Source organism: Sphingobacterium tabacisoli (genome assembly GCF_017908035.1).
Classification (GTDB): Bacteria; Bacteroidota; Bacteroidia; order Sphingobacteriales; family Sphingobacteriaceae; genus Sphingobacterium; species Sphingobacterium tabacisoli.
This window is the reverse complement of record NZ_JAEQMU010000006.1, coordinates 198,722-223,968: the sequence shown is the minus strand read 5'-3', so window position 1 is coordinate 223,968 and position 25,247 is coordinate 198,722. Positions and strand designations below refer to the sequence as shown.

At 37.7% G+C, this 25,247-nt stretch carries 25 protein-coding genes; 22 read left to right on the top strand and 3 right to left on the bottom strand.

The genetic code is table 11. The features are described from left to right. Position 1: 1 nt before the first annotated feature. From JKG64_RS19690 to JKG64_RS19595, 20 genes are all read left to right on the top strand, one after another. The gene (locus JKG64_RS19690) at positions 2-475 is read left to right on the top strand and encodes an adenylyltransferase/cytidyltransferase family protein (protein ID WP_210355982.1); all 474 of its coding nucleotides are present in this window, start codon (positions 2-4) and stop codon (positions 473-475) included. Between the two features lie 53 nt (positions 476-528). Continuing rightward, positions 529-1,578 (top strand): dTDP-glucose 4,6-dehydratase, encoded by a 1,050-nt coding sequence (gene rfbB, locus JKG64_RS19685; protein WP_210355981.1) that lies wholly within the window; start codon positions 529-531, stop codon positions 1,576-1,578. A 30-nt stretch (positions 1,579-1,608) separates the two neighbouring features. Next, positions 1,609-2,169 carry a dTDP-4-dehydrorhamnose 3,5-epimerase gene (gene rfbC, locus JKG64_RS19680; RefSeq protein WP_210355980.1) on the top strand — a complete coding sequence of 187 codons (561 nt, stop codon included), beginning with the start codon at positions 1,609-1,611 and terminating at the stop codon, positions 2,167-2,169. Between the two features lie 287 nt (positions 2,170-2,456). Continuing rightward, positions 2,457-3,305 carry a dTDP-4-dehydrorhamnose reductase gene (gene rfbD / locus JKG64_RS19675; protein ID WP_210355979.1) on the top strand — a complete coding sequence of 283 codons (849 nt, stop codon included), beginning with the start codon at positions 2,457-2,459 and terminating at the stop codon, positions 3,303-3,305. 75 nt (positions 3,306-3,380) lie between these two features. Continuing rightward, the gene (rfbA, locus tag JKG64_RS19670; RefSeq protein ID WP_210355978.1) at positions 3,381-4,244 is read left to right on the top strand and encodes a glucose-1-phosphate thymidylyltransferase RfbA; all 864 of its coding nucleotides are present in this window, start codon (positions 3,381-3,383) and stop codon (positions 4,242-4,244) included. 6 nt (positions 4,245-4,250) lie between these two features. Beyond that, positions 4,251-5,387 carry a non-hydrolyzing UDP-N-acetylglucosamine 2-epimerase gene (wecB, locus tag JKG64_RS19665; protein ID WP_210355977.1) on the top strand — a complete coding sequence of 379 codons (1,137 nt, stop codon included), beginning with the start codon at positions 4,251-4,253 and terminating at the stop codon, positions 5,385-5,387. Positions 5,388-5,415: 28 nt separating this feature from the next. Further along, entirely contained in the window at positions 5,416-6,684 is a 1,269-nt protein-coding gene (locus tag JKG64_RS19660) for an oligosaccharide flippase family protein (RefSeq protein ID WP_210355976.1), read from the top strand. Positions 6,685-6,686: 2 nt separating this feature from the next. After that, complete coding sequence (locus JKG64_RS19655; RefSeq protein WP_210356145.1) at positions 6,687-7,403, top strand: glycosyltransferase family 32 protein; 717 nt, start codon at positions 6,687-6,689, stop codon at positions 7,401-7,403. A gap of 94 nt (positions 7,404-7,497) precedes the next feature. Continuing rightward, entirely contained in the window at positions 7,498-8,511 is a 1,014-nt protein-coding gene (locus JKG64_RS19650; RefSeq protein WP_210355975.1) for a glycosyltransferase family 2 protein, read from the top strand. A 59-nt stretch (positions 8,512-8,570) separates the two neighbouring features. Then, positions 8,571-9,932: an O-antigen polymerase gene (locus JKG64_RS19645; protein WP_246512698.1), complete on the top strand. Its 1,362-nt coding sequence runs from the start codon at positions 8,571-8,573 to the stop codon at positions 9,930-9,932. Beyond that, entirely contained in the window at positions 9,920-10,987 is a 1,068-nt protein-coding gene (locus JKG64_RS19640; RefSeq protein ID WP_210355973.1) for a glycosyltransferase, read from the top strand. The genes JKG64_RS19645 and JKG64_RS19640 overlap by 13 nt, the downstream gene beginning before the upstream one ends. A 9-nt stretch (positions 10,988-10,996) precedes the next feature. Continuing rightward, a complete protein-coding gene (locus tag JKG64_RS19635) occupies positions 10,997-11,803 on the top strand; it encodes a glycosyltransferase family 2 protein (RefSeq protein ID WP_210355972.1) in 807 nt (268 codons plus the stop codon). Between the two features lies 1 nt (position 11,804). Further along, positions 11,805-12,404, top strand: a complete 600-nt coding sequence (locus JKG64_RS23265) for an LbetaH domain-containing protein (RefSeq protein ID WP_210355971.1) — start codon at positions 11,805-11,807, stop codon at positions 12,402-12,404. A 6-nt stretch (positions 12,405-12,410) separates the two neighbouring features. Next, on the top strand, positions 12,411-13,544 hold the full coding sequence (locus JKG64_RS19625) for an NAD-dependent epimerase/dehydratase family protein (RefSeq protein ID WP_210355970.1): 1,134 nt from the start codon (positions 12,411-12,413) through the stop codon (positions 13,542-13,544). 5 nt (positions 13,545-13,549) lie between these two features. Continuing rightward, positions 13,550-14,578, top strand: a complete 1,029-nt coding sequence (locus JKG64_RS19620) for a CgeB family protein (RefSeq protein ID WP_210355969.1) — start codon at positions 13,550-13,552, stop codon at positions 14,576-14,578. 3 nt (positions 14,579-14,581) lie between these two features. Continuing rightward, on the top strand, positions 14,582-15,478 hold the full coding sequence (locus tag JKG64_RS19615) for an NAD-dependent epimerase/dehydratase family protein (RefSeq protein WP_210355968.1): 897 nt from the start codon (positions 14,582-14,584) through the stop codon (positions 15,476-15,478). A gap of 59 nt (positions 15,479-15,537) precedes the next feature. After that, the gene (locus JKG64_RS19610) at positions 15,538-16,494 is read left to right on the top strand and encodes an MraY family glycosyltransferase (RefSeq protein WP_210355967.1); all 957 of its coding nucleotides are present in this window, start codon (positions 15,538-15,540) and stop codon (positions 16,492-16,494) included. A gap of 120 nt (positions 16,495-16,614) precedes the next feature. Next, complete coding sequence (locus JKG64_RS19605; RefSeq protein WP_210355966.1) at positions 16,615-17,385, top strand: polysaccharide biosynthesis/export family protein; 771 nt, start codon at positions 16,615-16,617, stop codon at positions 17,383-17,385. A gap of 2 nt (positions 17,386-17,387) precedes the next feature. Continuing rightward, positions 17,388-19,781: a GumC family protein gene (locus JKG64_RS19600; RefSeq protein WP_210355965.1), complete on the top strand. Its 2,394-nt coding sequence runs from the start codon at positions 17,388-17,390 to the stop codon at positions 19,779-19,781. Between the two features lie 275 nt (positions 19,782-20,056). Continuing rightward, on the top strand, positions 20,057-20,854 hold the full coding sequence (locus JKG64_RS19595) for a tyrosine-protein phosphatase (protein WP_210355964.1): 798 nt from the start codon (positions 20,057-20,059) through the stop codon (positions 20,852-20,854). A 66-nt stretch (positions 20,855-20,920) separates the two neighbouring features. Here the strand turns inward: JKG64_RS19595 and JKG64_RS23215 are convergent, their stop codons facing one another. After that, a complete protein-coding gene (locus JKG64_RS23215) occupies positions 20,921-21,043 on the bottom strand; it encodes a hypothetical protein (RefSeq protein WP_262897781.1) in 123 nt (40 codons plus the stop codon). Positions 21,044-21,140: 97 nt separating this feature from the next. On the opposite strand from JKG64_RS23215, the gene JKG64_RS19590 reads away from it, so the two are divergent. Beyond that, positions 21,141-21,578 carry a WxcM-like domain-containing protein gene (locus JKG64_RS19590; protein ID WP_210355963.1) on the top strand — a complete coding sequence of 146 codons (438 nt, stop codon included), beginning with the start codon at positions 21,141-21,143 and terminating at the stop codon, positions 21,576-21,578. Positions 21,579-21,658: 80 nt separating this feature from the next. Here the strand turns inward: JKG64_RS19590 and JKG64_RS19585 are convergent, their stop codons facing one another. After that, on the bottom strand, positions 21,659-22,297 hold the full coding sequence (locus JKG64_RS19585) for an HdeD family acid-resistance protein (protein WP_210355962.1): 639 nt from the start codon (positions 22,295-22,297) through the stop codon (positions 21,659-21,661). A gap of 348 nt (positions 22,298-22,645) precedes the next feature. Here JKG64_RS19585 and JKG64_RS19580 point away from each other — a divergent pair, with 348 nt between their 5' ends. Next, positions 22,646-24,586, top strand: a complete 1,941-nt coding sequence (locus tag JKG64_RS19580; protein ID WP_210355961.1) for a polysaccharide biosynthesis protein — start codon at positions 22,646-22,648, stop codon at positions 24,584-24,586. A 56-nt stretch (positions 24,587-24,642) separates the two neighbouring features. On the opposite strand, the gene JKG64_RS19575 is transcribed toward JKG64_RS19580, so the two are convergent. Further along, complete coding sequence (locus JKG64_RS19575; RefSeq protein WP_210355960.1) at positions 24,643-25,242, bottom strand: RNA polymerase sigma factor; 600 nt, start codon at positions 25,240-25,242, stop codon at positions 24,643-24,645. Positions 25,243-25,247: the final 5 nt, after the last annotated feature.

Below are 25,247 nucleotides of genomic sequence, written 5' to 3'. Positions count from 1 at the left end.
TATGGAGACGATAGTACAGAAAAAACAGGATTACAATCCCGGACCACGGGTGGGAATTACCTTTTCAACTTTTGACCTGTTGCACGCGGGACATATCATGATGCTGGCAGAAGCAAAGCGTCAGTGTGATTATTTGATCTGTGGATTACAGATGGATCCAACCTTAGACAGACCGGAGAAGAATGCACCTACACAGACTGTTGTGGAACGTTATATCCAATTGAGAGGTTGCCAGTATGTGGATGAAATCGTTCCTTATTCTACAGAGCAGGATCTGGAAGATATCTTACGTTCTTTCAAATTGGATGTCCGTATTGTAGGAGATGAATATGAAAATAGAGACTTTACAGGTCGCCAGTACTGTGAGGAGAAGGGGATTGAACTGTATTTTAATAGCCGTGATCACCGCTTTTCAAGCTCAGGGCTACGTAAGATTGTCGCGGATAAAGAAAATTTAAGAAATGGGAAGGGGTAACATTTCTCATGGAATTGTTATTTGCAAAAAGAGTTAGAGAGAATATAAATTAAATGAACAAGACTATATTAATCACAGGTGGTGCAGGGTTTATTGGCTCCCATGTCGTACGTGAATTTGTAAATAAATATCCTGCATATCGCATTGTCAATCTAGATGCCTTAACTTACGCAGGTAATCTGGAGAACCTGAAAGATATTGAAGATAAACCCAACTATACCTTTGTAAAAGCTGATATTACGGATGCCAAGCATATAATGGAAGTTTTTCAGGAGTATAAACCCGATGGGGTGATACATCTTGCCGCAGAATCGCATGTCGATCGCTCAATTGCCGATCCGTCAGCTTTTGTGATGACCAATGTGATCGGTACGGTCAATCTATTAAATGCCGCTCGTGAGATATGGAAGAATGATTTTGAAGGGAAACGTTTCCATCATGTATCTACAGATGAGGTCTATGGTACATTAGGAGAGACAGGCTTATTCACTGAAGAAACTGCTTATGATCCACATTCTCCTTATTCGGCGTCTAAAGCATCTTCGGATCATTTCGTTCGCGCTTATCAGGATACCTATGGCTTGCCGGTAGTTCTAACGAATTGTTCTAATAATTATGGTCCAAATCACTTTCCAGAAAAGCTGATTCCGCTTTGTATCCATAATATCTTAAATAATAAACCGCTTCCAATCTATGGTGACGGTAAGTTTACGCGCGATTGGTTGTTCGTTATCGACCATGCCAAGGCGATTGATCTGGTATTCCATCAGGGTAAGAACGGACAGTCTTATAATGTAGGGGGATTCAATGAATGGCAGAATATTGACTTGGTCAAAGAACTGTGTAAGCAGATGGATGAGAAGTTGGGAAGACCAGAAGGTACGGCAACCCAATTGATCACCTTTGTGAAAGATAGACCAGGGCACGATTTACGCTATGCCATTGATGCAACGAAGATTAACCAAGAATTAGGCTATAAGCCATCTGTAACTTTCGAACAGGGATTGTCCATCACCATCGATTGGTTCCTTTCTAATCAGGAATGGCTAGACAACGTAACCTCTGGGGAGTATCAGAGTTATTATGCTAAACAATATAACTAATCTGGATCACTTGTTAACAAGATAACTTTGATGAAAATAACACCTACAAAATTAAAAGACTGTTATATACTAGAACCGGCAAAGTTTGGAGATAGCCGTGGTTACTTTATGGAAAGCTTTAATGAGAAAACTTTTAATGAATTGACTGGTATGAAAACACACTTTGTGCAGGACAACCAATCTTTTTCTACAAAAGGAGTTCTTCGTGGCTTACATGCCCAAGGTAGCGAGCATGCGCAGGCCAAGTTGGTGCGCGTACTGGAAGGGGAAGTAATGGATGTAGCAGTAGACGTCCGTCCGGGGTCTGAGACTTTTGGAGAGTACGTTGCGGTACGACTTTCCGCAGAGAACAACCTGCAGTTGTTCGTTCCACGTGGCTTCTTGCACGGGTTTGTCGTACTGAGCGAAACAGCAACCTTCTTTTACAAATGCGATAATTTCTACAATAAAGAATCCGAGTGTGGCGTACATCCATTGGATACAGATTTAGCGGTAGACTGGCAGATCCCTGTAGAGGAGATGTTATTATCAGATAAAGACAAAGAAGCGCCGAGTTTTAAGGAAGTATTTGGAAGGGAATTAGTAAAGTAAGCTACTGCTGTACAAGTTAATGAAATGTCGCCTATATTTTTGAAAATAGCAGAGTTTGTTTGATAGTTCACTATCCACACATTCAAAAATATCAAGCGACGAGTTTTTTCCATCCTTTTTTTGCAAAAAAAAAGGATGAGCCCGTCACAGTCTTGTCCCGAACTTCGGGAGCTTGAGTGACATAAAATAAACGTTATAAAAAGGATGTTATCAAAGTTGATAAAGAGTTTGGAAGCGATTACGCCTTAACTTTTTCTAACTCTCTCACTTTCTAACATAATATACATATGAAAGTTTTAGTTACTGGCTCCAATGGCCAACTCGGTTCAGAATTAAGAGATATACTTGAAAGCGATTCAAGGTACGAAACCTATTTTTTGGACCGTAAACAACTCCCTTTAGACCAGACCCTGATTATTCAGGATATCTTGGGAATGTATCAACCCGATTTGATCATCCATGTGGCCGCTTATACTGCTGTTGACAAGGCAGAATCAGAACCTGTGTTGGCAGATGCGATTAATCATTTAGCCTCGGAAGAGATTGCGCAATACTGTAGGTTGAATGGCGCAAAATTGATTGCTATCTCAACCGATTACGTATTTGATGGGAATTCGGATATCGCTTTAACGGAAGATGCTCCTGTAGATCCAATCAATACCTATGGCCTGACCAAGCTGAAAGGCGAACAGACTATTCTGAAATGGCATCCAGAGTCTATTGTTATTCGTACTTCATGGGTGTATTCTACCTATGGCAATAACTTCGTGAAAACCATGATCCGTCTAATGACCGAAAGAGACGAGATCTCCGTTATTAACGATCAGGTTGGGTCACCCACTTACGCCAAGGACTTAGCCCAAGCGATTGTAGATATTATTGAAGGTGAGGATTGGGTAGGAGGACTGTACCACTATTCTAATGAAGGCGAGATATCCTGGTACGATTTTGCTGTCGCAATTAGAGAAATAAAAGGACTCGATTGTACAATCAATCCTATTCCTACGACACAGTACCCAACCCCAGCAAAGCGTCCAAAGTATTCATTATTAGATAAATCAAAGATAAAACGTACATTTAAAGTAGAAGTGCCAGATTGGAGAGAGAGCCTGGTGCAGATGTTAAATAAATTATAGGAATAAAAAAGTAAGACGTTGGTATTGGGGCTCTAAGTCTAAATACTAACATCTAAATACTAATATCTGAAAAAAATGAAAGGAATAATACTAGCCGGAGGCTCCGGTACTCGATTACACCCTTTAACATTGGCCGTATCCAAACAGCTGATGCCGGTCTACGATAAACCGATGATATACTACCCTTTATCTACGTTGATGTTGGCAGGGATCAATGAAATATTGATTATTTCAACACCACAGGACTTGCCTAATTTTGAGAAACTTTTAGGGGATGGTTCGCAATTAGGTTGTAAGTTCTCGTACAAGGAGCAACCTTCTCCCAATGGATTAGCGCAAGCTTTTATCTTGGGCGAAGAGTTTATTGGACAGGATAAAGTAGCATTGATATTAGGAGATAATATTTTCTATGCGTCAGGAATGTCCAAATTATTACAAGATTCAGCGAATCCAGATGGAGGAGTAGTTTTCGCTTATCAGGTTTCTGACCCGGAGCGTTATGGCGTTGTTGAATTTAATGAAAATAATGAAGTGGTCTCCATCGAAGAGAAACCTACAGAGCCTAAATCCAATTATGCTGTTCCGGGTTTGTACTTTTACGATAATGATGTCGTGGAGATTGCAAAGAATATAAAACCATCACATCGTGGTGAATTAGAGATTACGGATGTAAATGCAGAGTATTTAAGGAGAGGTAAACTGAAAGTCGGTGTATTCAATAGAGGTACAGCATGGTTAGATACAGGAACTATACAGTCCCTGATGCAAGCAGGACTATTTGTTCAGGTTATTGAGGAGAGACAAGGTATGAAGATTGGTGCAATCGAAGAAGTAGCCTATCGGATGGGGTGGATTAATAAAGAGCAACTTGTACAGATGGCTGAGCCATTACGTAAAAGTGGGTACGGAGAGTATTTAGTAAAAGTTTGTAAAGCTTAAGTAGAGATGAGAAAGACAAAACATTTGTTAATTTTTGGTACCAGGCCAGAAGCCATTAAGATGGCACCCTTAGTAAAAGAGCTAAAAAGAAATGCAGCCTTTGACACGAAAGTATGTGTTACCGCGCAACATAGGGAAATGTTAGATCAAGTGTTGGAATTTTTTAATATTATTCCGGATTATGATCTGAATCTAATGAGACCTAATCAAAATCTTTATTCACTAACAGCTGATATATTAATGGGACTGAAGGATGTATTGGAGGAATTCAAGCCAGACTTTGTTTATGTACATGGTGATACTACTACTACAATGTCCGCTGGTATAGCTGCTTTTTATTCCGGGGCTAAAGTATGTCATATCGAAGCAGGACTTCGTACACATAACAAGCTTTCTCCATTTCCAGAAGAGCTTAATAGGCAGGTTACTAGTCGGATAGCGGATTTTCATTTTGCGCCAACAGAAGAGTCAAAAGTTAATCTTTTAGCAGAGAATATAAATGAAGCCAATATAATTGTCTCAGGCAATACTGTTATTGATGCTCTATTAGACAGTTCTGAACGCGTAAATGTGATTCATAATGAAGAGATAGAGCGATTAAAATCATTAATATCTATCGACAAGCGTGTTATTTTAGTTACTGGACATCGTAGGGAAAATCACGGACAAGGCTTTATTAACATATGTCAAGCGTTAAAAGAAATTGCACTGTCAAACAGTGATGTGCAAATTGTATATCCAGTTCATCTAAATCCAAATGTACAGAAGCCTGTTCATGACCTTCTGCAAGGTGTATCTAATATAAGGTTGATATCCCCATTGGCATACCCTGCGTTCGTATGGTTGATGAATAGGTCTTATTTAATTATTACCGATTCAGGAGGTGTTCAAGAAGAGGCTCCGTCTTTAGGAAAGCCTGTTTTGGTTATGAGGGATACAACTGAGCGTCCTGAGGCAGTTAAAGTTGGTACTGTAATTCTAGTTGGTACAGATAAGAATAAGATAGTTCATGAGACTAATGCTCTTTTGTCAGATGATAGTATTTATCAGCGAATGAGTGAGCTTCATAATCCTTATGGAGATGGGAAAGCTTGTGCGAGGATTGTTGATTTTATGAGACAGCTGAAATGTTTCAATGATTAAGATGATTTGTAAATTAAAATCGAAGATTTTGTCATCGAGTATTAATAAAAAGATATTCAGTCAAAGTTTTTGGATTTTGTTAGGCAATATAATATCGAAATTTGTCCTTTTGATTGCTACGATTTTGATGACGAGTTATTTGGGCAAAGAAGAGTATGGTCAATTTGGAATAATAAAATCAACAATATTAATGTTTGCCATGTTTGCAGGGTTAGAGTTAGGGATGACTTCAACCAAATATATCGCGCAATACAAAAATACTGATGTAAAAAAGGTCGAAAGGGTTGTTGGATTATCAAATCTCTTTGCGATAATTATAAGTTTATTTTTTTCTTTTTTGATTTATTTGTTATCGGAAGAAATAGCTGTCCAAATAAATGCCCCCCGTTTAGGTGCCGAAATTAGAATAAGTTCATTTATACTTTTTTTTTCATCACTTAATGGTGTTCAAAGTGGTATTTTAGCTGGAATTGAAAAGTTTAAAGAATTATCTGTAAACAGTGCCATAGCTGGAGTTGCTTCTTCAATAGCATTGGTTGTGTCATCAAGATATTATGGATTAGACATGGTGATTATTGCTTTTGGGTTTAACTACGTCCTTAGTTGTTTGCTTAACTTTTTTACCTTGAAAAAATCATTTTATAACGATTTTTCGGTAAGTATCTTCAGTCGAGAAAATTTTAAAGAACTAGATATTCTTTGGAGCTTTAGCTTGCCAGCTATCTTAGCAGGATTAATGGTTGCTCCTGTTACTTGGTTGTGTAATTATTTTTTAGTAAATCAATCTAATGGATATGAACAAATGGCTAATTTCGATATTGCAAACCAGTGGAGGAACACGATTTTGTTTATACCATCTGCTTTATCCCAAATCGTATTACCTATGCTAGCGTCTAATATAGATAATAAGGTAGACTATAGAATTGTTTTTAATAAAAACTTAAAAATAAATTTATATCTCGGAATTATACTTTCTCTTATTTTCTGTGGATTGTCCCCATTAATTATCTACCTCTATGGAGATAAATATAATGATGCTTTGGTGCCAATGATAGTTATGTTTTTAACTACTGCCTTAATAGCCATGAATAATGTAATTGGTCAAGGAATTGCAAGTCAAGGGAAAATGTGGTTAGGTTTCTTTGTGAACACTATCTGGGCTATTATTTTGTTGTCAAGTAGTGTTTTGTTAATTAAATATTATCAATTAGGGGCTGTTGGTTTAAGTATAGCATATTTAATAAGCTATATTTTTCATACTATAATTCAATATCTATATCTAAAAAAAAATCTATAAATATGATACCAAAAACTATTCATTATTGTTGGTTTGGAGGTAATGAACTTCCAAAGTTAGCTGAAAAATGTATTGAATCTTGGAAGACATTTTTGCCAGAATATGAAGTAAAGCAATGGAATGAGTCAAATTTTGATTTAGATTTCTGTCAATATACTAGAGAGGCGTATGATAACAAGAAATATGCTTACGTTACGGATGTCGTTAGATTGTATGCTTTAAAAAGTGAAGGAGGTGTTTATTTGGACAGTGATGTAGAGGTACTCAAGCCTTTGGATGATTTTTTACATCATGCCGCATTTTCTGGCTTTGAGAGCAACAACTTAATACCGACGGGAATCATGGCTAGTATTAAAGACGGGGAATGGGTAAGTGACATGCTAAGTTATTATAATGACAAATCGTTTTTAGATAGTAGTAATAACCCTATTCTTGAAACGAATGTAACTATCATAACAAAACTGATGGAGCAAAAGGGGATTATTCTGAACAATACGTATCAAGAGATTTCGAATTATATTGCTTTTTATCCTCATGATTATTTTTGCCCAAAGGAATGGACAAATGGGGTGATTACTTTAACTGATAATAGTCATTGTATACATCATTTTGCAGGCTCATGGCTTCCAAAGGGATATAAAAGAAAGAGAGCCATTTATAATTTTATCAAGAGATTGATAGGTATTGATAGGTATAAAAGGTTAAGGGGATATGAATAGTTTTAGGACAAAAATAACTTTTGGGCTAAAAACTAATTATATTTCAAAATGAAATGTTTTAAAGTACTATGGTTAATTAATAAAATCAAATCTTTTGAATAAGTCTTCTAGTCCTATGGTTTCTATTCTTGTTCCTATATATGGAGTTGAAAAATTTATTGAGCGTTGTGCTATTTCGTTATTTGAACAAACATTCGAGGACATCGAGTTCGTGTTTGTAAACGACTGTACGAAAGATTTTTCGGTTGAGATACTAAAAAGTGTCTTAGAGAAATATCCAAAAAGACAGTCTCAGGTACGAATTATCAATCATGATATAAATAAGGGATTAGCTGCAGCTAGAAATACAGCGGTTTCTAATGCTACAGGAGATTATATACTGCATGTAGATAGTGATGATTATTTAGAGCTAAACGCTGTCGAGTTACTCTATGAGAAGGCAATAAAAGAAAATGCAGATATTGTGGTGTGTGATTTTCATTTGATATGGGAAAAGACTTCACAACCATTGTTAATTAATATTGGAGAAAACAAAATAGATTTAATTAGATCGATACTTTCTGCAGAAATAATGATGGGAATTGTTAATAAATTAGTGAGAAAAACAATGTATTTAGATAATAATATTGAAGCAGAGGAGGGAGTGGATTTAGGAGAAGATTATATGGTTATCCCTAAATTGTTTTATTATGCTAATAATATCGCCAAAGTAAACTCTCCTTTGTACTATTACTCACAGACAAATCCTAACTCTTACACTACAAAAAAAATATCGATGAAGAGTATTAATAGTATTGTTTTTGCTTTGAATGACTTGACTACTTTTTTTGAAGGGAAAGAGGACTTTCATACCTATAAAGAGGCGCTTTTGCAAGGTAAATTAAGAAAGAAATTAGATATCCTTTTTTTTGCTGATAAAATGTACGTTGCTGAAGGGAATAAGTTATTTTCGGAAGTGAATAGTATACATAACACTTCTTTCCTTTTAACTCGCGATAAAATAAGTTTGTCGTTTTTGAAAGGAGGACATATAGGGATGTTTTTAGTTTACAGAGCTGTATATAGAAAGATGTTTTTTCTGAAAAATAAGCTATTTAACAGAAGTTAATTAGGGTTGTTTTGCAAACGTAATAGTCTTAATAGGAGATCAGAATAGAAACTCGAGAAATGCAATTGTCGAAAAAAAGATTAAAGATATCTAGGATATTGTTGTCAACATTATTGTTTTTAACGTTAGTGTTTTACCTAATTATTCCTTTCAGGAGTGTAGTATCTATGCCTCTTTTTTACACATGTTTTAGCTTGATGTTGTTGTCAAATTACATTTATTTCAAAGCAAAGCAGAAAAAAAATTATCTAGATTTTGATACAATTTTTATTGCTGTATATTGTCTGGTTGGTTTCTCGACCACATTCTTTTATAATAATCAAGAAGTTTTTAGCGCTATTTTCTTAGGTTTCCCCGTAGATGTGGAGTATATTAATAAAGGGAATCTGCTGTTTTTAATAGGTTTACAATCTTATATGGTAGGTAGTTTAGTGCCTATCCCGTTAAAGAAACAGATAAAAAGACCGTTCGTTATTAAAACAAATTTTTTAGTTGCGTTGGTATTTATTCTTATAATTTCTTTTATCGCTTTTGGCGGTATTGACTATTATCGATCTGAATATAATACTAGTGTTAAAGGTGAATCGGGAATTGTTGTAAAGTATATTCTTTTGTTGTTAGTTACAACTGCAATGGCATTAATAGGTACGGAGTTTTACAATAAGAAAATTGATGTAAATTATAAAATTAGCTGGATTACCTTTATTGGTATGTTTTTTTTGGTTTGCACACTTTTGGGAGTAGGAAATAGGACCGCCGCTAGTCAAATCCTACTCCCTGTTCTTTGTTTGTATGCTTTTTTTTTTAAGAAAATTAGTTTTAAAAAATTTCTAATCTTTGTGTCTGTAGGAATAGTTTTGATGTGGATTATTCAACAAACTCGAACAGGTAGGCAGTCTTTCGAGCTAACAAATCCCATTATGTTAATTCTCGATTTGACAATTCCTATGAGAAATACTTATGCAGCACTAGAGTATGTTGATAAAAATGATTATACTTATGGTAGTACAATGGTGATTGATGCATCAGGCTCAATTCCGTTCTTGCCTTCACTTATACACGAGTCTTTCCCTGAGTTAAAGTTAGGTTCAGCATCCTTGTTAACAGACTATACTTTTTTGAATGCGGGAACGCCGGAAGAATTTCAAATAGGTCTAGGTACTACTATAATAGCTGATCTATTTTTAGCCTTTGGATTTGTAGGAGTTGTTGTTTTGATGTATTTTTTAGGGTATTGTGTTAATAAGTGGTCTTTTAGAAGTTTAGATTTTGATTATTATTCTGTTGTCATTCTAAGTGCAATGTTGGGAAATGCAATATTCATTGTGAGAGCAGGGTATTTACATCCATTGAGGTTTGTGATTTGGGCATTAGTATTGGCTTCGCTTAATAGGTTTTTACATAGAGCATGGAAAAAATAGTTGTTTTTACACCTACACTGAATATTGGTGGAATAGAGCGTATATTGTTAACGTATGCCAGAGGGTTGGCGGAGAAGAGATATGAGGTGACTTACTTAACATTATCCGACCAAGGGGACTTTGAGTCTCAATCTTATGGCTATTTAGTGTTTGAAAATTTAGGAGTTACAAGGCTGAGGAAAGCTTTGTTTGCTTTAGTTGGTTTCTTTAAGAAAAATAAGCCTGATATTATTCTTTGCGCAAATGAAGCGACAATGATGGTTTACATAGCGAAAGTGTTAAGTGGTATTTCATCCAAAATAATTACGTCACAACATAATTATTATGAGAATTATTTAAAGATGACATTTATAAAAACTTTTGTACCAAGATATATATACCCCCGTTGTTTTAAGGTAGTAGCTGTATCTGAGGGAATAAGGTCTATGCTTATAAATGATTTTAATAATAGACCTGATAATGTAGTTACGATATCTAATCCGGTTGATATGAACTATATTCAAGAACAAGCGCTCTTGCCTATTACCGATGTCCCTGATGATTATATTCTATTTGTGGGAAGGTTAGATAAAGTGAAAAATATTAGTTTATTAATAGATACTTTTAAGTTATTCAATCAGAGCTTTGCTACTGTGAAACTGTTGATAGTAGGAGGTGGGCCAGAATTAGATTCGATGAAAAGACGTATTGTAGAATTAGGTTTAGAATCTGAGGTTAAAATATTGGGAGTGAAGTCTAATCCATTCCCTTATATTAAGCAGGCTAGAATAATCGTTCTATCTTCTTTCTCCGAAGCTTTTCCTACGGTTTTGTTAGAAAGTCTTGTTTTAGGGAAAACAATTGTTTCCACTCCAACATCAGGGGGGATAGATATTTTGAAGAATGGAAAGTATGGATATCTTTCAAATTCTGTCAGGGAAAGCGGTGATTTTTATGATAAATTAGTTGAAGCATATAACAAACCATTTGATTCCAAAATTGTTTCTGGATATGCCTTGTCTAATTATAACCTTAATCGTAAGATTGAAGAGTTAGAATGTTTGTGGAAAGGCTAAGTAAAAGTTATGGAAATAGAAACTAAAGGGGGTGTGAAAATATCAGTGGTAATACCCATGTATAATTCAGAAAAAGCGATTGAAAGGGCTTTAAGCTCTGTCATCAACCAGACATATAAAGGCACTTTTGAGATTATAGTGGTAAATGATGGATCTACAGATAGTTCCGCTAAAGTCGTTGAAGATTTTAAAATAAGGAATCCAGACTCTGTGATTAAGCTGATTAATCAGGAGAATGGAGGGGTGTCTAGAGCACGGAATACAGGGTTGAAAAATGCGACAGGAGATTTTATTGCTCTTTTAGATTCAGATGATGCTTGGTATGAAGAAAAAATTGATGTCCAATTGGAAATATTTAATAATAATTCGGAAGTAGATTTTTTAGGGGCCTCATTTGAAGGGTTTGGATTAAAGAATAAGGCAATTGGAGGTTTGATAAAGATAGAGTTCAAAATGTTACTATTCAAAAACTATTTTCAACCTTCAACAATTCTTTTCAGAAGAAAAGTATTAGATAATGTTGGATGGTTTGATGAAACTCAGCGATATGCTGAAGAAGGTAATTATTTTATGAGAGTGGCAAAGCTATTTAATTGCTATTTTTTGAATAGAAACTTGATTTTTTTTGGAGATGGCAAAGCTGGTTTTGGAGAAAGTGGATTGAGCGCAAATTTAAAAGAAATGGAAAAGGGAGAATTAAAGAATTTGAAATTTGTATATACACAGGGTTGGATTAATACTGCAATGTATGCTTCAACAGTTTGTTATTCTTTATTGAAATATTTTCGGAGAGTTATAATAGTGAAATTACGTTAATATGAAACTCTTGAAAAGATATTCGTTTCTTCAGTTGTTATCTCTTGGCTATAGTAAAATCAGAACTCTGTTTGTTTTTAGAGACGCTCGGATAATTCGTTTTCCGATCGATATCAGGGGGAAAAAATTTATTCAAGTTTCTAAAGGATTTACGACGGGAGTAGGCTGTAGGGTCGAAGCATACCCGAAAAAGAATGAAAAAGTGATGTTTTTTGGTGAGAATTTTCAAATGAATGATTATGTGCATATTACAGCTATGGAAAAGGTGGAAATAGGTAACGATGTATTATTTGCTAGTAAAATATACATCTCAGATTGTTCACATGGGAGTTATGCAGGAGACGAAAATGATTCTTCACCAGATTCTATACCACATGATAGAAAGTTGTTTTCCAAGCCGGTTGTCATTGAGGATAATGTCTGGTTGGGAGAATTTGTATCTGTTTTACCAGGAGTTAGAATAGGCAAGGGGACAATTGTGGGCGCGAATTCGGTGGTCTCAAAAAGTTTACCCGCAAATGTAATTGCTGTAGGTTCACCAGCAAAAGCGATTAAAAAATTTAATTTTGAAACCCAAAGATGGGAAAAAATAGAAAACTAAGTTGATATGAAAAATATACTTATCACAGGTGGAGCAGGTTTTATTGGTTCTAATTTAGCATTAAAGTTGATCGCTAAAGGATATACTGTTACAGTATTAGATAATTTATCTCCGCAAATTCATGGAAATAATCCTACAGAAACATCTCCTCTTTATTTAAGTATAAAGGATAAGGTGAAGTTTATATTAGGTACAGTGACTTCAGAAGAGGATTGGGAAAAGGCTATAGAGGGACAAGACGCTATTGTACATTATGCTGCAGAGACAGGAACGGGGCAATCAATGTACGAAGTTAAAAAGTACATCGATGTGAACATTAATGGTACAGCTTTGTTGTTGGATCTATTGGTGAACACAAAACACGGTGTTAAAAAAGTAGTAGTGGCTTCCTCAAGATCTATCTATGGAGAAGGCAAGTATATGAGTAAGGAACTTGGTGCAGTGTATCCGACACAGCGTACTGCAGATTATATGGATCAAGGTGATTTTGAAGTTAAGTATAACGGTTCATCTGCTTTAACATTAGTCGGAACGGACGAAGAGTCGAAAATTCATCCGTCCTCTGTTTATGGTATTACAAAACAAAATCAAGAACAAATGGTCTTAACTGTATGTCCTACAATAGGAGTTGCAGGAGTTGCTTTTCGTTACCAAAATGTATATGGTCCAGGACAGTCACTTAAAAATCCTTATACAGGAATTTTATCTATTTTCTCTACTCAAATTAAGAACGGAAATGGAATTAACATTTTCGAAGATGGTAAAGAAACACGTGACTTTGTTTTTATTGATGACGTGGTAGACGCTACTATCTTGGGCTTGGAGAAAGATGAGGCTAATAATCAAGTTTTCAATGTTGGGACTGGTGTCGCTACAAATGTTTTAGAGGTAGCAAATGGTTTAATTAAGAATTATGGTGTAAATGTCCCTGTTACAGTGTCAGGTAATTATCGTTTAGGAGATATCCGTCATAATTATGCGGATTTAACAAAGATCAAAGCTACATTAGGTTTTGAACCAAAAGTTTCTTTTGACCAAGGGTTAGCAAAATTTACAGCCTGGGTGAATACTCAAGAAGTTGAAAAAGACCAATACCAAAAGTCAATTGATGAAATGAAAGCAAAGGGACTTTACAAGTAAGCTGAATGTTGCAAGATAAAAATGTACTTTTAATTTCGGTCAAATTCTTTAATTATGAGTTGCTTATAAAAAAAGAATTAGAAAATATGGGGGCAACTGTTGTTTTATACGATGAGCGCCCTTCGAACTCCTTTTTCTCTAAAGCAATCATTAGATTGAAAAGAGAAGTATATAAGACAAAGATTACATCTTATTACAAAAAAATAATTGAAGAAATTGGAAAAAAAAGGTTTGATTACTTTCTTCTAATAAAAGGAGAAGCCGTGCCTCCTTTTTTTATAGAATTTCTGCGAAACGTCAATCCAGGAATCAAACTGATCTATTATACATATGATTCATTTAAGAACAATAAAAACGGATTAGATATCTTGAATTTATTTGATTCAAAATATACGTTTGATAGTAATGACTCCATTAAATATAAAATTGGATTTAGGCCATTGTTTTTCGCAACCGATTATTCGAATTTGTATAGGAATAATAAAGAACAGTTTATTTATGATTTGGCTTTTATTGGAACGGCGCATTCAGATAGGTACAAGATAGCGGAGGATGCAAAAATTTGGTGCAATGAAAATAGATTAAAGGCTTTTACATTTTATTTCTCTCCTAGTGAGTTATTGTTTAGGATAAAAAAATTGATTGAAAAATCTTTTAAAGATTTTGATAAGTCAAAAATTTCTTTTAAAAGTCTCTCGCACAATGATATTATTTCAATCTATAATAATTCTAAGGTTATTTTAGATATTAATCATCCTGGGCAGAAGGGACTCACGATGAGGACGTTTGAGTCGCTGGGTGCTGGTAGAAAGTTAATTACAACAAATGAGGACGTGAAAAAATATCCTTTTTATAATTCTAAAAATATATGGATTATAAATCGTGATAACCCAGTATATGATTTGAGTTTTTTTGAAACTGAATTTGTTCCAATCGATGAAGATCTTTACAAAAGTATGTCTATAAAAGGTTGGATAGAGGAAGTATTTGGTTTAAAATCAACAGCCGTTTGGGATAATGTTTTAGAAAATTAAGCAATGCAAGTTTTAGTGATTGGATCTTCTGGATTTATTGGGAAAAATCTTCTGGCAACAATAGATAATACTACTGGTGTATCTCTTCGTCCTCACGGTTGGGAGAAACAGTTTTCTTTTGCGGACATTATTGTCAACCTCGTTGGCAAAGCACATGATCATCAAAAGGTTGCTGCTGAGCATGATTACCAATATGCTAATGTAGAACTTACGAAGCAGATTTATCAAGAGTTCATCCAGTCACCAGCGATATTGCTAATACATATCAGCTCAATAGCCGCGCTAGAAGAATCTGAGTCATTAGTCCAACTAAAAGAGACTGATACTTGTAATCCTATTTCTTGGTATGGACGGTCTAAACGAGAAGCGGAAGAGTGGTTGTTGGGACAGGTCATTCCTGAAGGGAAGATGCTAATTATCTTGCGTCCACCTATGGTTCATGGACCGGGGGATAAGGGCAATCTAGGTTTGTTGTATAAATTGATTTCTAAAGGAATTCCGTATCCGCTTTCATCATTTGATAATAAACGATCTTTTATCTCGATTGATAATTTTTGCTACTATATTGAGAGGATTATTGAGAATCCAGATAAGTTGAAGTCGGGTATATACCATATTGCTGATGATGAACCGATTTCCACAAAGGAGATCATTGCTGTCATCAAACAGGAGACAAAAAAGAATGTGCCTAATTTAGCTTTGCCAAAGACTTTGGTAAAGCTAATTGCCAAAGTCGGGGATGTGTTGCCGATGCCGTTAAATAGCAAGCGCCTTAAAAAGATGACTAGTGACCTTTTGGTGTCCAATGAAAAGATAAAGAAAGCGTTGGGGATTAAGAAATTGCCGTTAACGGCAAAAGAGGGTTTGGAGAAGACTATAAAGAGTTTTAAGGAGGGGTAATAAAGTAGATTGCTTCGTCATTCTTTCTCGCAATGACAACAATGTCAAAATAACTTATAATGATATACGCATTAGTTTTTATTGCTCTATTCGTATTAGAGCTTGTTTATTTTAAGATAGCGGATCGATTTAATATTATTGATAAGCCCAATGAACGCTCTTCCCATACCACAATTACTTTGCGGGGGGGAGGAGTGATATTTTATTTTGGAGCTCTGGCATTTTTTATCTTATCTGGATTTCAATACCCTTGGTTCTTTTTGGGGTTGACAATGATGACGGTGGTTTCTTTCTTGGATGATGTATTTACACTGTCCAATAAGATGCGTCTATTGGTGCATTTTTCGTCGGTGCTTTTAATGGCTTACCAGTGGGAGCTTTTTGAAATGCCGTGGTATTTTTTGCTGATCGGATTTGTGGTTGTAGTGGGGGTGATCAATGCGTACAACTTTATGGATGGGATCAACGGAATCACGGTCTGCTATAGCTTGGCAGTAGCGGGATTGTTGTTGTTAGTAAATGAAAAGGTTGAATTTATAGCATCGGATTATCTGATCTATACGATATTGGGATTGCTAGTCTTTGCCTTCTTCAACTTCCGTACAAAAGCGAAATGCTTTGCGGGCGATGTGGGGTCGGTAGCGATAGCCTACATCTTGCTATTTGCGCTAGGTACTCTTATTCTGACTACTGGAAACCTGATCTATATTCTTTTCTTGGCCGTCTATGGGATTGATGCGGTATGGACAATAATTCGCCGACTCTATCTTCAAGAAAATATATTTAAAGCGCATCGTTCTCATCTCTATCAATATTTAGGCAATGAAGCTAGAGTCAATAAGCTGCTAGTCTCATTTTTGTATGGGGCTGTTCAGCTATTGATTGGCTTATTAGTTATTCGGATGGCACAGGAGAGTGTAAATATGCAGATGTTTTTTGCTATTGTTTTGTTATTAGGTATGTCAGTATTATATCTGCTAGGAAAGGCCTATTTGATTAAGAAATATGTTAGTTAACTCCAAACACAAGTCAAATATGGGGAATTTGTATTTTATTATTACTATTAATATTTTACTTTTGTGGTTGGTTCCGCAGAACTGGATTGATTTTTGTCTACAAGCTTTAAACTTGATTTAATGAATAAAATTTACATTACTATACTGGTGTTTCTAGTTTTTGCTTCTTGCGCATCACGTAAGAATATTGTGTATTTGCAACCTTCTCAAGTGGAGTTAGAAAGAATACAGGCAAAATATATACCTCGTATACAACAAGAGGATTTGTTGACAATTACAGTGTCTGCCGCTGATGTAAAGGCTACTATGCCTTTTAATCAACAGAATGTTTATCAGGCTGTTGGGGGAACTGGCGCTGATATGGCTTTTAAACCTACTTATTTGGTCGATGCAGATGGGGAAATTGATTTTCCGGTTTTGGGCAAAGTTAAAGTAGGTGGGCTAAGCAGGTTGGAGGCTCGAGATTTGTTGAGGTCTAAGTTGAAACAGTATATTGTTGATCCGGGAGTGAATCTAACCTTCGCGAATTTTAAAGTTACAGTGTTGGGTGAAGTCGCTAAACCAGGTACATATACGTTGCCTCAGGAACGAGTGACGGTGTTGGAAGCGCTGGGGCTCGCTGGGGATATGACTATAAAAGGGGTGCGGAGCAATGTGTTGTTGATCCGGGAGAAAGATGGGGAGAAGAAAATGGAGCGTCTAAATCTGTTGTCGGATTCGATATTGAACTCACCCTATTATTATTTGGCACAGAATGATGTAATCTATGTAGAACCGAATGGTTCGCAGGTGCGTAACTCGAACTTGGGGCAAAATACCAATGTCTGGATCTCTGTAAGTTCTATTGTAATCTCTATATTAACCTTGGTCGTAACGAATAGCAGACGATAATAATGACGGATAATCAAAATAAATACAAAGCTGCTGATACAGAAGAGCAGGAGATTGATCTGAAACAGTTGGTAGAGCAGTATGCCTATTATTGGAAATGGTTTGTGATATCGTTGGTACTGGCCATCTTGGCTGCTTTTCTCTATCTACGATATAGTACTTCGCAATACAAGGTGGACGCGAAGATTCTTTTGCAAAAGGAGGATAAGGCATCTGGTGAGATGGCGGGACTGGCTGAATTGAGTAGCTTGACCGGTGGAGGGGGACAGTCTGCTTACGTAATTGATCAGATTGAGATTGTCAAGTCGAGGCGTATACTCCGAAAAGTGATCGAGCAGCATAGTCTACAGAACAGCTATTTCGTACAGGGAAAGATAAAACAGACTGAAGTGCTTGTTTCTGGATCGCCCATAAAGGTGATGGCGACCCAAATTAAAAACCAAAATAAAACTGGTTCTTTTACGATAAAGATAGTAGATAACACTACGTTCTCTTTGGTTGAAAAAAATGGGGTTGAGGAAGAAAAAAACGAATTTGGAAAAAATGTAAATACGAACTTTGGTCAGATTGTAGTAACACCGAATGTGGATTTCTCCAAAGCGATAGGACAAACTGTAAAGGTAGTGATGCAATCGGTCGATAAAACAATCGATGGGTTGCAAAAGGATGTACAGATAACGCCCAGCTCAGAAAAACAGTCATACATTGTTAATTTTTCATTGACAGGGCCGATTAAAGAGAAATCTGCACTTATTATTAATAGCTTGATTGCGCAATATAATAATGATGTCTCGGATGATAAAAATAAGGTAACAGCAGCTACATCGAAATTTATATCGACACGGTTGGAGCTGATTTCGAAAGATCTGGATTCGGCAGATGAGAAGGTTCGGGATTTTAAAGCGAATAACAATCTCACGGATCTAATGGCCGAGGCGGAGCTGAATCTTAAGACCATGTCTGAAGCGGACAAAGATGTGTTGGAGAAACGTACACAACTGCAACTGGCCGACTATATGAAAGAGTCGATCAAATCCAACTCGGATTTACAGCTGTTACCATCGAATATAGGGCTACAGGATATGTCGATTGAGAAAGCACTGTCGGAGTATAATAAGCTAGTACTCGAACGAGAAGACCTATTAAAAAGCTCTACGGTAGATAACCCCGTTGTGAAAAACCTAAGTGAGAATATCCGTTCGCTGAATCGTAACCTCATGACTTCGTTGGACAATTACCAATCGGTATTGAAATTATCTCTGAATAGTGCTCAAGCCAAGAAGAATCAGTTACAAGGTCGTATCTCAGCAGTGCCAAGGCAAGAGCTTGGTTTCAAGGATATTTCGCGTCAACAACAGATCGTAGAGTCTATCTATCTATTCCTTTTGCAAAAGCGGGAAGAGAATGAAATCAAGGCAGCGGCGAGGCCGGATATATTAAAAGTAATTGATGCAGCTTATGGTTCGGATATTCCGGTGGCTCCAAAGAAGATGATTATTCTTTTAGGAGCGCTTATTGTGGGTGTATTGCTTCCTTTTGGCGTGCTATACATCAAGTTCTTACTGGATAATAAGGTTCAGTCGCGTAAAGATATCGAAGCGGTGCTATCGGCTCCGATTCTAGGCGAGGTACCGACTTCATCAGATCCTATTGTACGGGAGAATGATCGCTCTTCCCTGGCGGAGGCTTTCCGTATTTTGCGGACGAATATCTCCTTTATGTTAGGAGCCAAAAAGGACTCGGCAGTGATATTTATTACTTCAACTACCTCGGGTGAAGGGAAATCTTTTGTGTCGACCAATCTAGCACGTATTCTGTCCATGTCGGGTAAGAAGGTCTTATTAATGGGAGCAGATATACGCTCGCCGAAGGTATTGGATTATTTGGGATTGTCCCATCTACAGCATACCAACGTGGGCATCACCCAGTACCTGATCAATCCGGATATGGATATCGATAATATCATTATCAAGCAACCGGATAATTATCGATTTGATATTATTTATTCAGGCTATATCGCACCTAACCCGGCAGAGCTGTTGATGAATGGTCATTTTGATGATATCGTGAAATATGGGCAGGAGCACTATGATTATGTATTGGTCGATACCGCCCCTGTGAGCCTCGTAACGGATACGTTGCTGATCGCGCATAATGCAGATCTGACCGTATATGTGTCTCGAGCAAACTACCTGGATAAACGTTTATTGAATGTGCCAAAAGAGCTCTATGCCCAAGGTAAGCTTAAGAATATGGCGGTAGTGGTGAATGATGTGGATTTTGCGAAAGGTTATGGCTACGGCTATGGTTATGGCTACGGTTATGGAGATATGGGAAATAAATCGCTAAGGGCGCGTTTGATGGGTAAGATTAAAGGAATATTCCGTAAGAAATAATATCATAAATTCTTTTATGAATGGTGAAAGCACTACCTATTAAGGTAGTGCTTTTATATTTGGAGTCGATATTGTACAATTTGAATTGAATATTTAATTAATGTTAACTATATTTGTACAATGTAACGTTGTATTTGTCTCGATATGGCACGGGTTTTGATCAAGTTTTTAATTAAATAGGTTAAAGATCTATTTTGCATAACTACCTTTGTAGCGAAAAACAAATTATTACGTTTATAGTTATATCATCATAAACTTAATTTTATTGAAATATAATGGGGATTTTTTCAAAGTTATTTGGTAAAACACAGAGTGAAACCAAGGTCTTGACACTGGGTAAGCTGGCCTTTCTCGAAGTGGATATGCACAATCACTTGTTACCGGGTATTGATGACGGTAGTCAGTCTGTAGAACAGTCTATGTCCTTAATTAAGGGGTTGCACGGCATGGGCTTTGAAAAATTTATCTGTACTCCCCATATTATGGAAGGCGTGCACCCCAATACAAAATCGACTATAAGTGGCGCACACAGTTTATTGAGCAAGGAGTTGAAAAACTCGGATAGCAAGGTGGAGATATATGCAGCGGCTGAACATATGATTGATGACGGTTTGGAGGCACTGGTTAAGAAGGATAATCTCTGTGTGATGCCAGGGGGCTATGTATTGATAGAAATGTCGTATCTTTCGGAGTCAAAGGCATTGTTCCAAACGATATTAGATATCCATAACCTAGGTTATAAGCCAATCTTAGCCCATCCAGAGCGTTATAACTATTATCATTATAATTTTGATATGTACAAGAAGATCAAGGATGCTGGATGTCTGTTGCAGTTGAATCTATTGTCGATAAGTCGCTATTATGGAACGGAGGTAAAGGTAGCAGCTCTTACGATGATTAAGTCGGGGATGTACGATTTTGTAGGAACGGATACACATCATGGTAAGCACTTGGCAGCACTGCAGGATGTTGTGACTAAATATCCAGTGCGTGATCTGTTAAAAACCTGTAATATAAAGAATCCGAGTTTGTTGGATCACCTTCAAGAGAAAGATACCATAGCAGTAGGGTAATAATGATATGGATAGCCTTTAGTTTCTAAGGGCTATTTTTATTTGAGTAGTAATGAGGTGCTTTAACTATATTCCCAGGTATAATAGAGAAGCAAATAGGGCAGCAGCAACAATGAAAAGGCCGAAGGCTACTGTAAAGACACGGGCCTCGTTGGGCAATGTCTTGAAAGCTAATGTAAATCTGTTCATATATTCAAATGCAAAAGGTGCGATGTATAGATTGCTAAGCAATATCCTTGCCAATCCGGAAAAAGAATCCGATTTTTAGAACTAAAATAGTTTAGGAATGATAAAAAGTATTGAAGGAGGTATAGCCTCCGATCACCGTGGAGCGATACGTTTTGTCAATGAATTTGACATGACGCAGGTTAAGCGGTTTTATATTATACAGAATAAGGATACCGAGCTGGTTCGTGGCTGGCGTGCACATCGGGTCGAACAACGGTGGTTTTATGTGCTATCGGGCTCTTTTGCTCTGGACACGGTGAAGGTAGATGATTGGGATAATGCTTCTCCCGATTTGGAGATTGAGCGCAGGATCTTGAAGGCGGAGGATAAGCAGGTGATCCATGTACCTGTGGGCTATGGGACTGCCTTTCAGGCCATCGAGGAAGGTTCTGAGTTATTGGTCTTTGCGGATTATGGTATTGATCATGCACCGAATGATGATTATACCTGGCCGAGCGATTTCTTTGTGAAGAGAGAAAGAGAGTTAGAAGGTTAGAGAGAGGTGAGGAGGCTAGAAAGTTAAAAGGTCAGCAACTATTTAATAGAATTGCTGACCTTTTTTCGTTGATCATAAAGTTAATCTTTACGATACTTATAAAACTCGTCTTTTAAGCCCTGGTATCTGGCCTTCCATTCTTCAGACATTGCCGCTGTTTTGTTCTTGATCCCCTTGAGCTGAAAGGCAAGGATGCAGGCAGAGAACCCAATAGCAATAATCGCCATCCCTGTCCAAATGACTAAGGAAAGACCTGCGAAGGCGGGGTTCCAGAGTAGGATAAAACTAAATATCAAGCCAAGGATAGCCCACAAGGTAATCCATCCCCAGTTTTTGCTTCCATAGCTTTTGAGATCGAAGGAGAAGGACATGAGCTGTATGGATCGGAACATGACATAGAAGCCAACGATGAAGGTCAGGGATACGGCCGAAGCTCCGGGGTTGCTTAACAGAAGAATACCCAATACGGTATAGAGGATACCGCCGGTAAGGTACCATCCCCACCCCTCGATCTCCTCCTTGTTCTGTATTGCGAAGATGACCTCTAGAAGACCTGATACAATAAATGACCAGGAAAAGATAAGGGTCAGTGCAAAGAAGGATGCTAGGGGCGTAGTGAGGGTATAGAAGCCTAAGAGAATTAGGAGGATCCCGATGATCAGAGGGATATACCAGTGTTTGACAGAATTGCGGATTGTTTTGAAAAATGAATGTTGCATAATAAAAATATTTAAGGTTACCCGATATAATATTGCAGGACCTTTCGGTACGCTGCGGACGTCGGGGACGCCCTTGTCCTATAAACAAAATTTTGTGCTATAGGTTTTAATTAATTTGTTGGGACTCGTTCGTTAAGAATATACGCATTTTAATGCAAATTGAATTGAATATTTGTATATATTGCATGTTGTTCAAGCTTAAAGAGAAAGGGTTTATTAATTTTTTGGTATTCTTTTTGCCAAAGTGTATGGTGTTAATTGGGAGTGTAAAAAATTAATTGACAAGACAGCCAAAGGATGGGATTCCCATTGGATAGAATAGCTTGATACTTAGTAAGTAGCGTATACATGATAAATATTTGGAGAGAGGGATTGCGGATGGACAAGCCGCGCTGGATGATCCTGTTGATCGATTTGGTACTGATGTCCGGTGCATTCGTATTCAGTTTTGTGCTGATTTTTAAAGAACGCAACGGAATCGAAGTCCAGAACATGATGGGACTGTTTGACCGGATGCTCGGACAGTTGCTAATAGTAGGTACGATCTATCTGCTCTGTTTCCTGTCTTTTCAGACCTATAGGAGTGTGATACGGCGCACGGGGTTACGTGATATACAGCAACTGGCCATTACAATTGTTGTTGCTTTTGGGATGTCGGTGGTCGTGTCGCATCTGATACACTGGAAAATTGAATACCTACCTGCTCTAAGGGGAATTATTCCTTTTTCGGATACGCAGTTGTTATTCCATGCTTTTATAACGGGGTTTTCGATGTCGTTTGCCCGTGTTCTTTATAGAGCACTGTACCACGAGATATTGTGGAACCGTAAGGACAACCGTATTCCGGTTATCCTGTTTGGTGCAGGCAATATGGGAAATACTACTTTTCATTTTATCCAGTCGACATCGCGTAATAAGTACCGTGTGGTGGCGATTATGGATGATAATCCTGCGCGGATAGGAAAGCGGATACAGGGATTTAAGGTGCATGATGTAGCGAATCTGAATAAGGATTTTGTTCAGAAATTTGGTAATGCCCATGAGCTGATCATTGCAACGGATAGACATACCCCAGAGCGGTTGCAGCGTGTTTTTAAGCTGGCAGAGCCCATTCCACTGGTGGTAAAGATTATTCCGGATTCGGCGAAGCTATTGGCGGGAGAGGTGGCGACCAGACAGATACGTAGCCTCCGTATTGAGGATCTGCTGGGTAGAAAGGCTATTGATCTGGACAATCCGAGTATACAGAAGGAGATGGAGGGTAAGGTGGTGCTGGTCACAGGAGGTGCTGGCTCGATCGGCTCCGAGTTGGTCCGGCAGATCGCGGCTACGACATGCAGACGGTTGATTGTTCTGGATCAGGCGGAATCGGCACTCTATGAAATACAGCAGGAGATAACGGATTGTAGCAATCAGAAACGGTTTAATTTTATAGTCGGTAATGTGCGCAATGAGGCTTTTATGCAGCAGGTTTTTGAGAAGTATAGACCGGACTATGTATTCCATGCGGCGGCTTATAAGCATGTGCCTCTGATGGAGGAAAATCCTTATGAGGCAATAATGACTAATGTGTGGGGATCCTGTAATGTGGCCCTGCTAGCAGATAGGTACGGCGTAGAGAAGTTTGTGATGGTATCGACGGATAAGGCGGTAAACCCGACGAATGTAATGGGGGCTACCAAGCGTGTAGCCGAGATTATCATATCCTGTATCAATGCAGAATCGAAGACAAGTTATATCGTGACGCGTTTTGGAAATGTACTGGGGTCGAACGGCTCTGTGATCCCGCTGTTCGAGAAGCAGATGCTGAAAGGTGGCCCGCTCACGATTACACATCCGGATATAACACGTTATTTTATGACTATTCCTGAGGCCTGCCAGCTGGTGCAGGAGGCTGGAGTGATGGGTAAAGGGGGAGAGGTTTTTGTTTTTGATATGGGGCAGCCGGTCAGAATCATGGATCTGGCGATACAGATGATACAGCTCAAAGGGTATAGCTATCCGGAGGATATCGGAATAGAGATTGTAGGACTGCGCCCAGGAGAAAAGACATTTGAAGAACTGCTCGCCAATGATGAGAATACCGAAAAGACGCATCATGAGAAAATCATGATCGCAAAGGTTAGGCCTCATGACCTGCACCTCAAGCGGGCGAAAATAGAGGAGTTGTGCGCTCTGGTAAAGGTAGCCGATCCGGAAAAACAAAAAATGGAGCTGGTTCAGTTGATTAAAGAGATTGTACCGGAATATAAATCCCAGAATTCGGTTTTTGAAAAACTGGATGTATAAAAAGAACAGGGCATTTGTTAATCAAATGCCCTGTGTGTTGTTGGTATGCTGAAATTTTATTTACGGCCCATATAATCAAAAAGTAGACAGTACAAAAGAATTTCCTTGTGGTGCTGTTTTACAAACTGACGCAAAAATTTCATCGCTAATACAAGTTGATTACTGATAGTGGCGGGAGAAATGGACAGGGACTCGCTAACTTCCTTATAACTCTTACCTTCAATCTTACAGAGCTTGAATATCAAACGCCTTTGGGGAGGTAACTGCTCGATGGCGGATTCTAGAATCTTCCAGTCTTCTTTGCTAATGTAGCTGTCCTCAACAGATCGTGCAGTGTGCTCTTCGCCGGATACGATAATGGTATCATGCATGACCTGGGTCCTTAAATTTTTCCGCAAGTGGTCTATAGCCATGCTATTAGCGGCCTGCATAAAATAGGCAAAGAGGTTCTTGGCAGGGTCTATCTGCTCCCGCGCTGTCCAGATCTTGATGAAAATATTATGCAGGACCTCATCGGCATCATCGGGATCTTTCACAAGATATAGGATACGCCGGTATAAGGGTTTGGAAAAAGTACAGTATATAGATTCGAACGCTTTTTTATCACCTCCGATAAAAGCAATGCATATGGCGTTGTCTATAGTGTGTTTGTACATCGTGA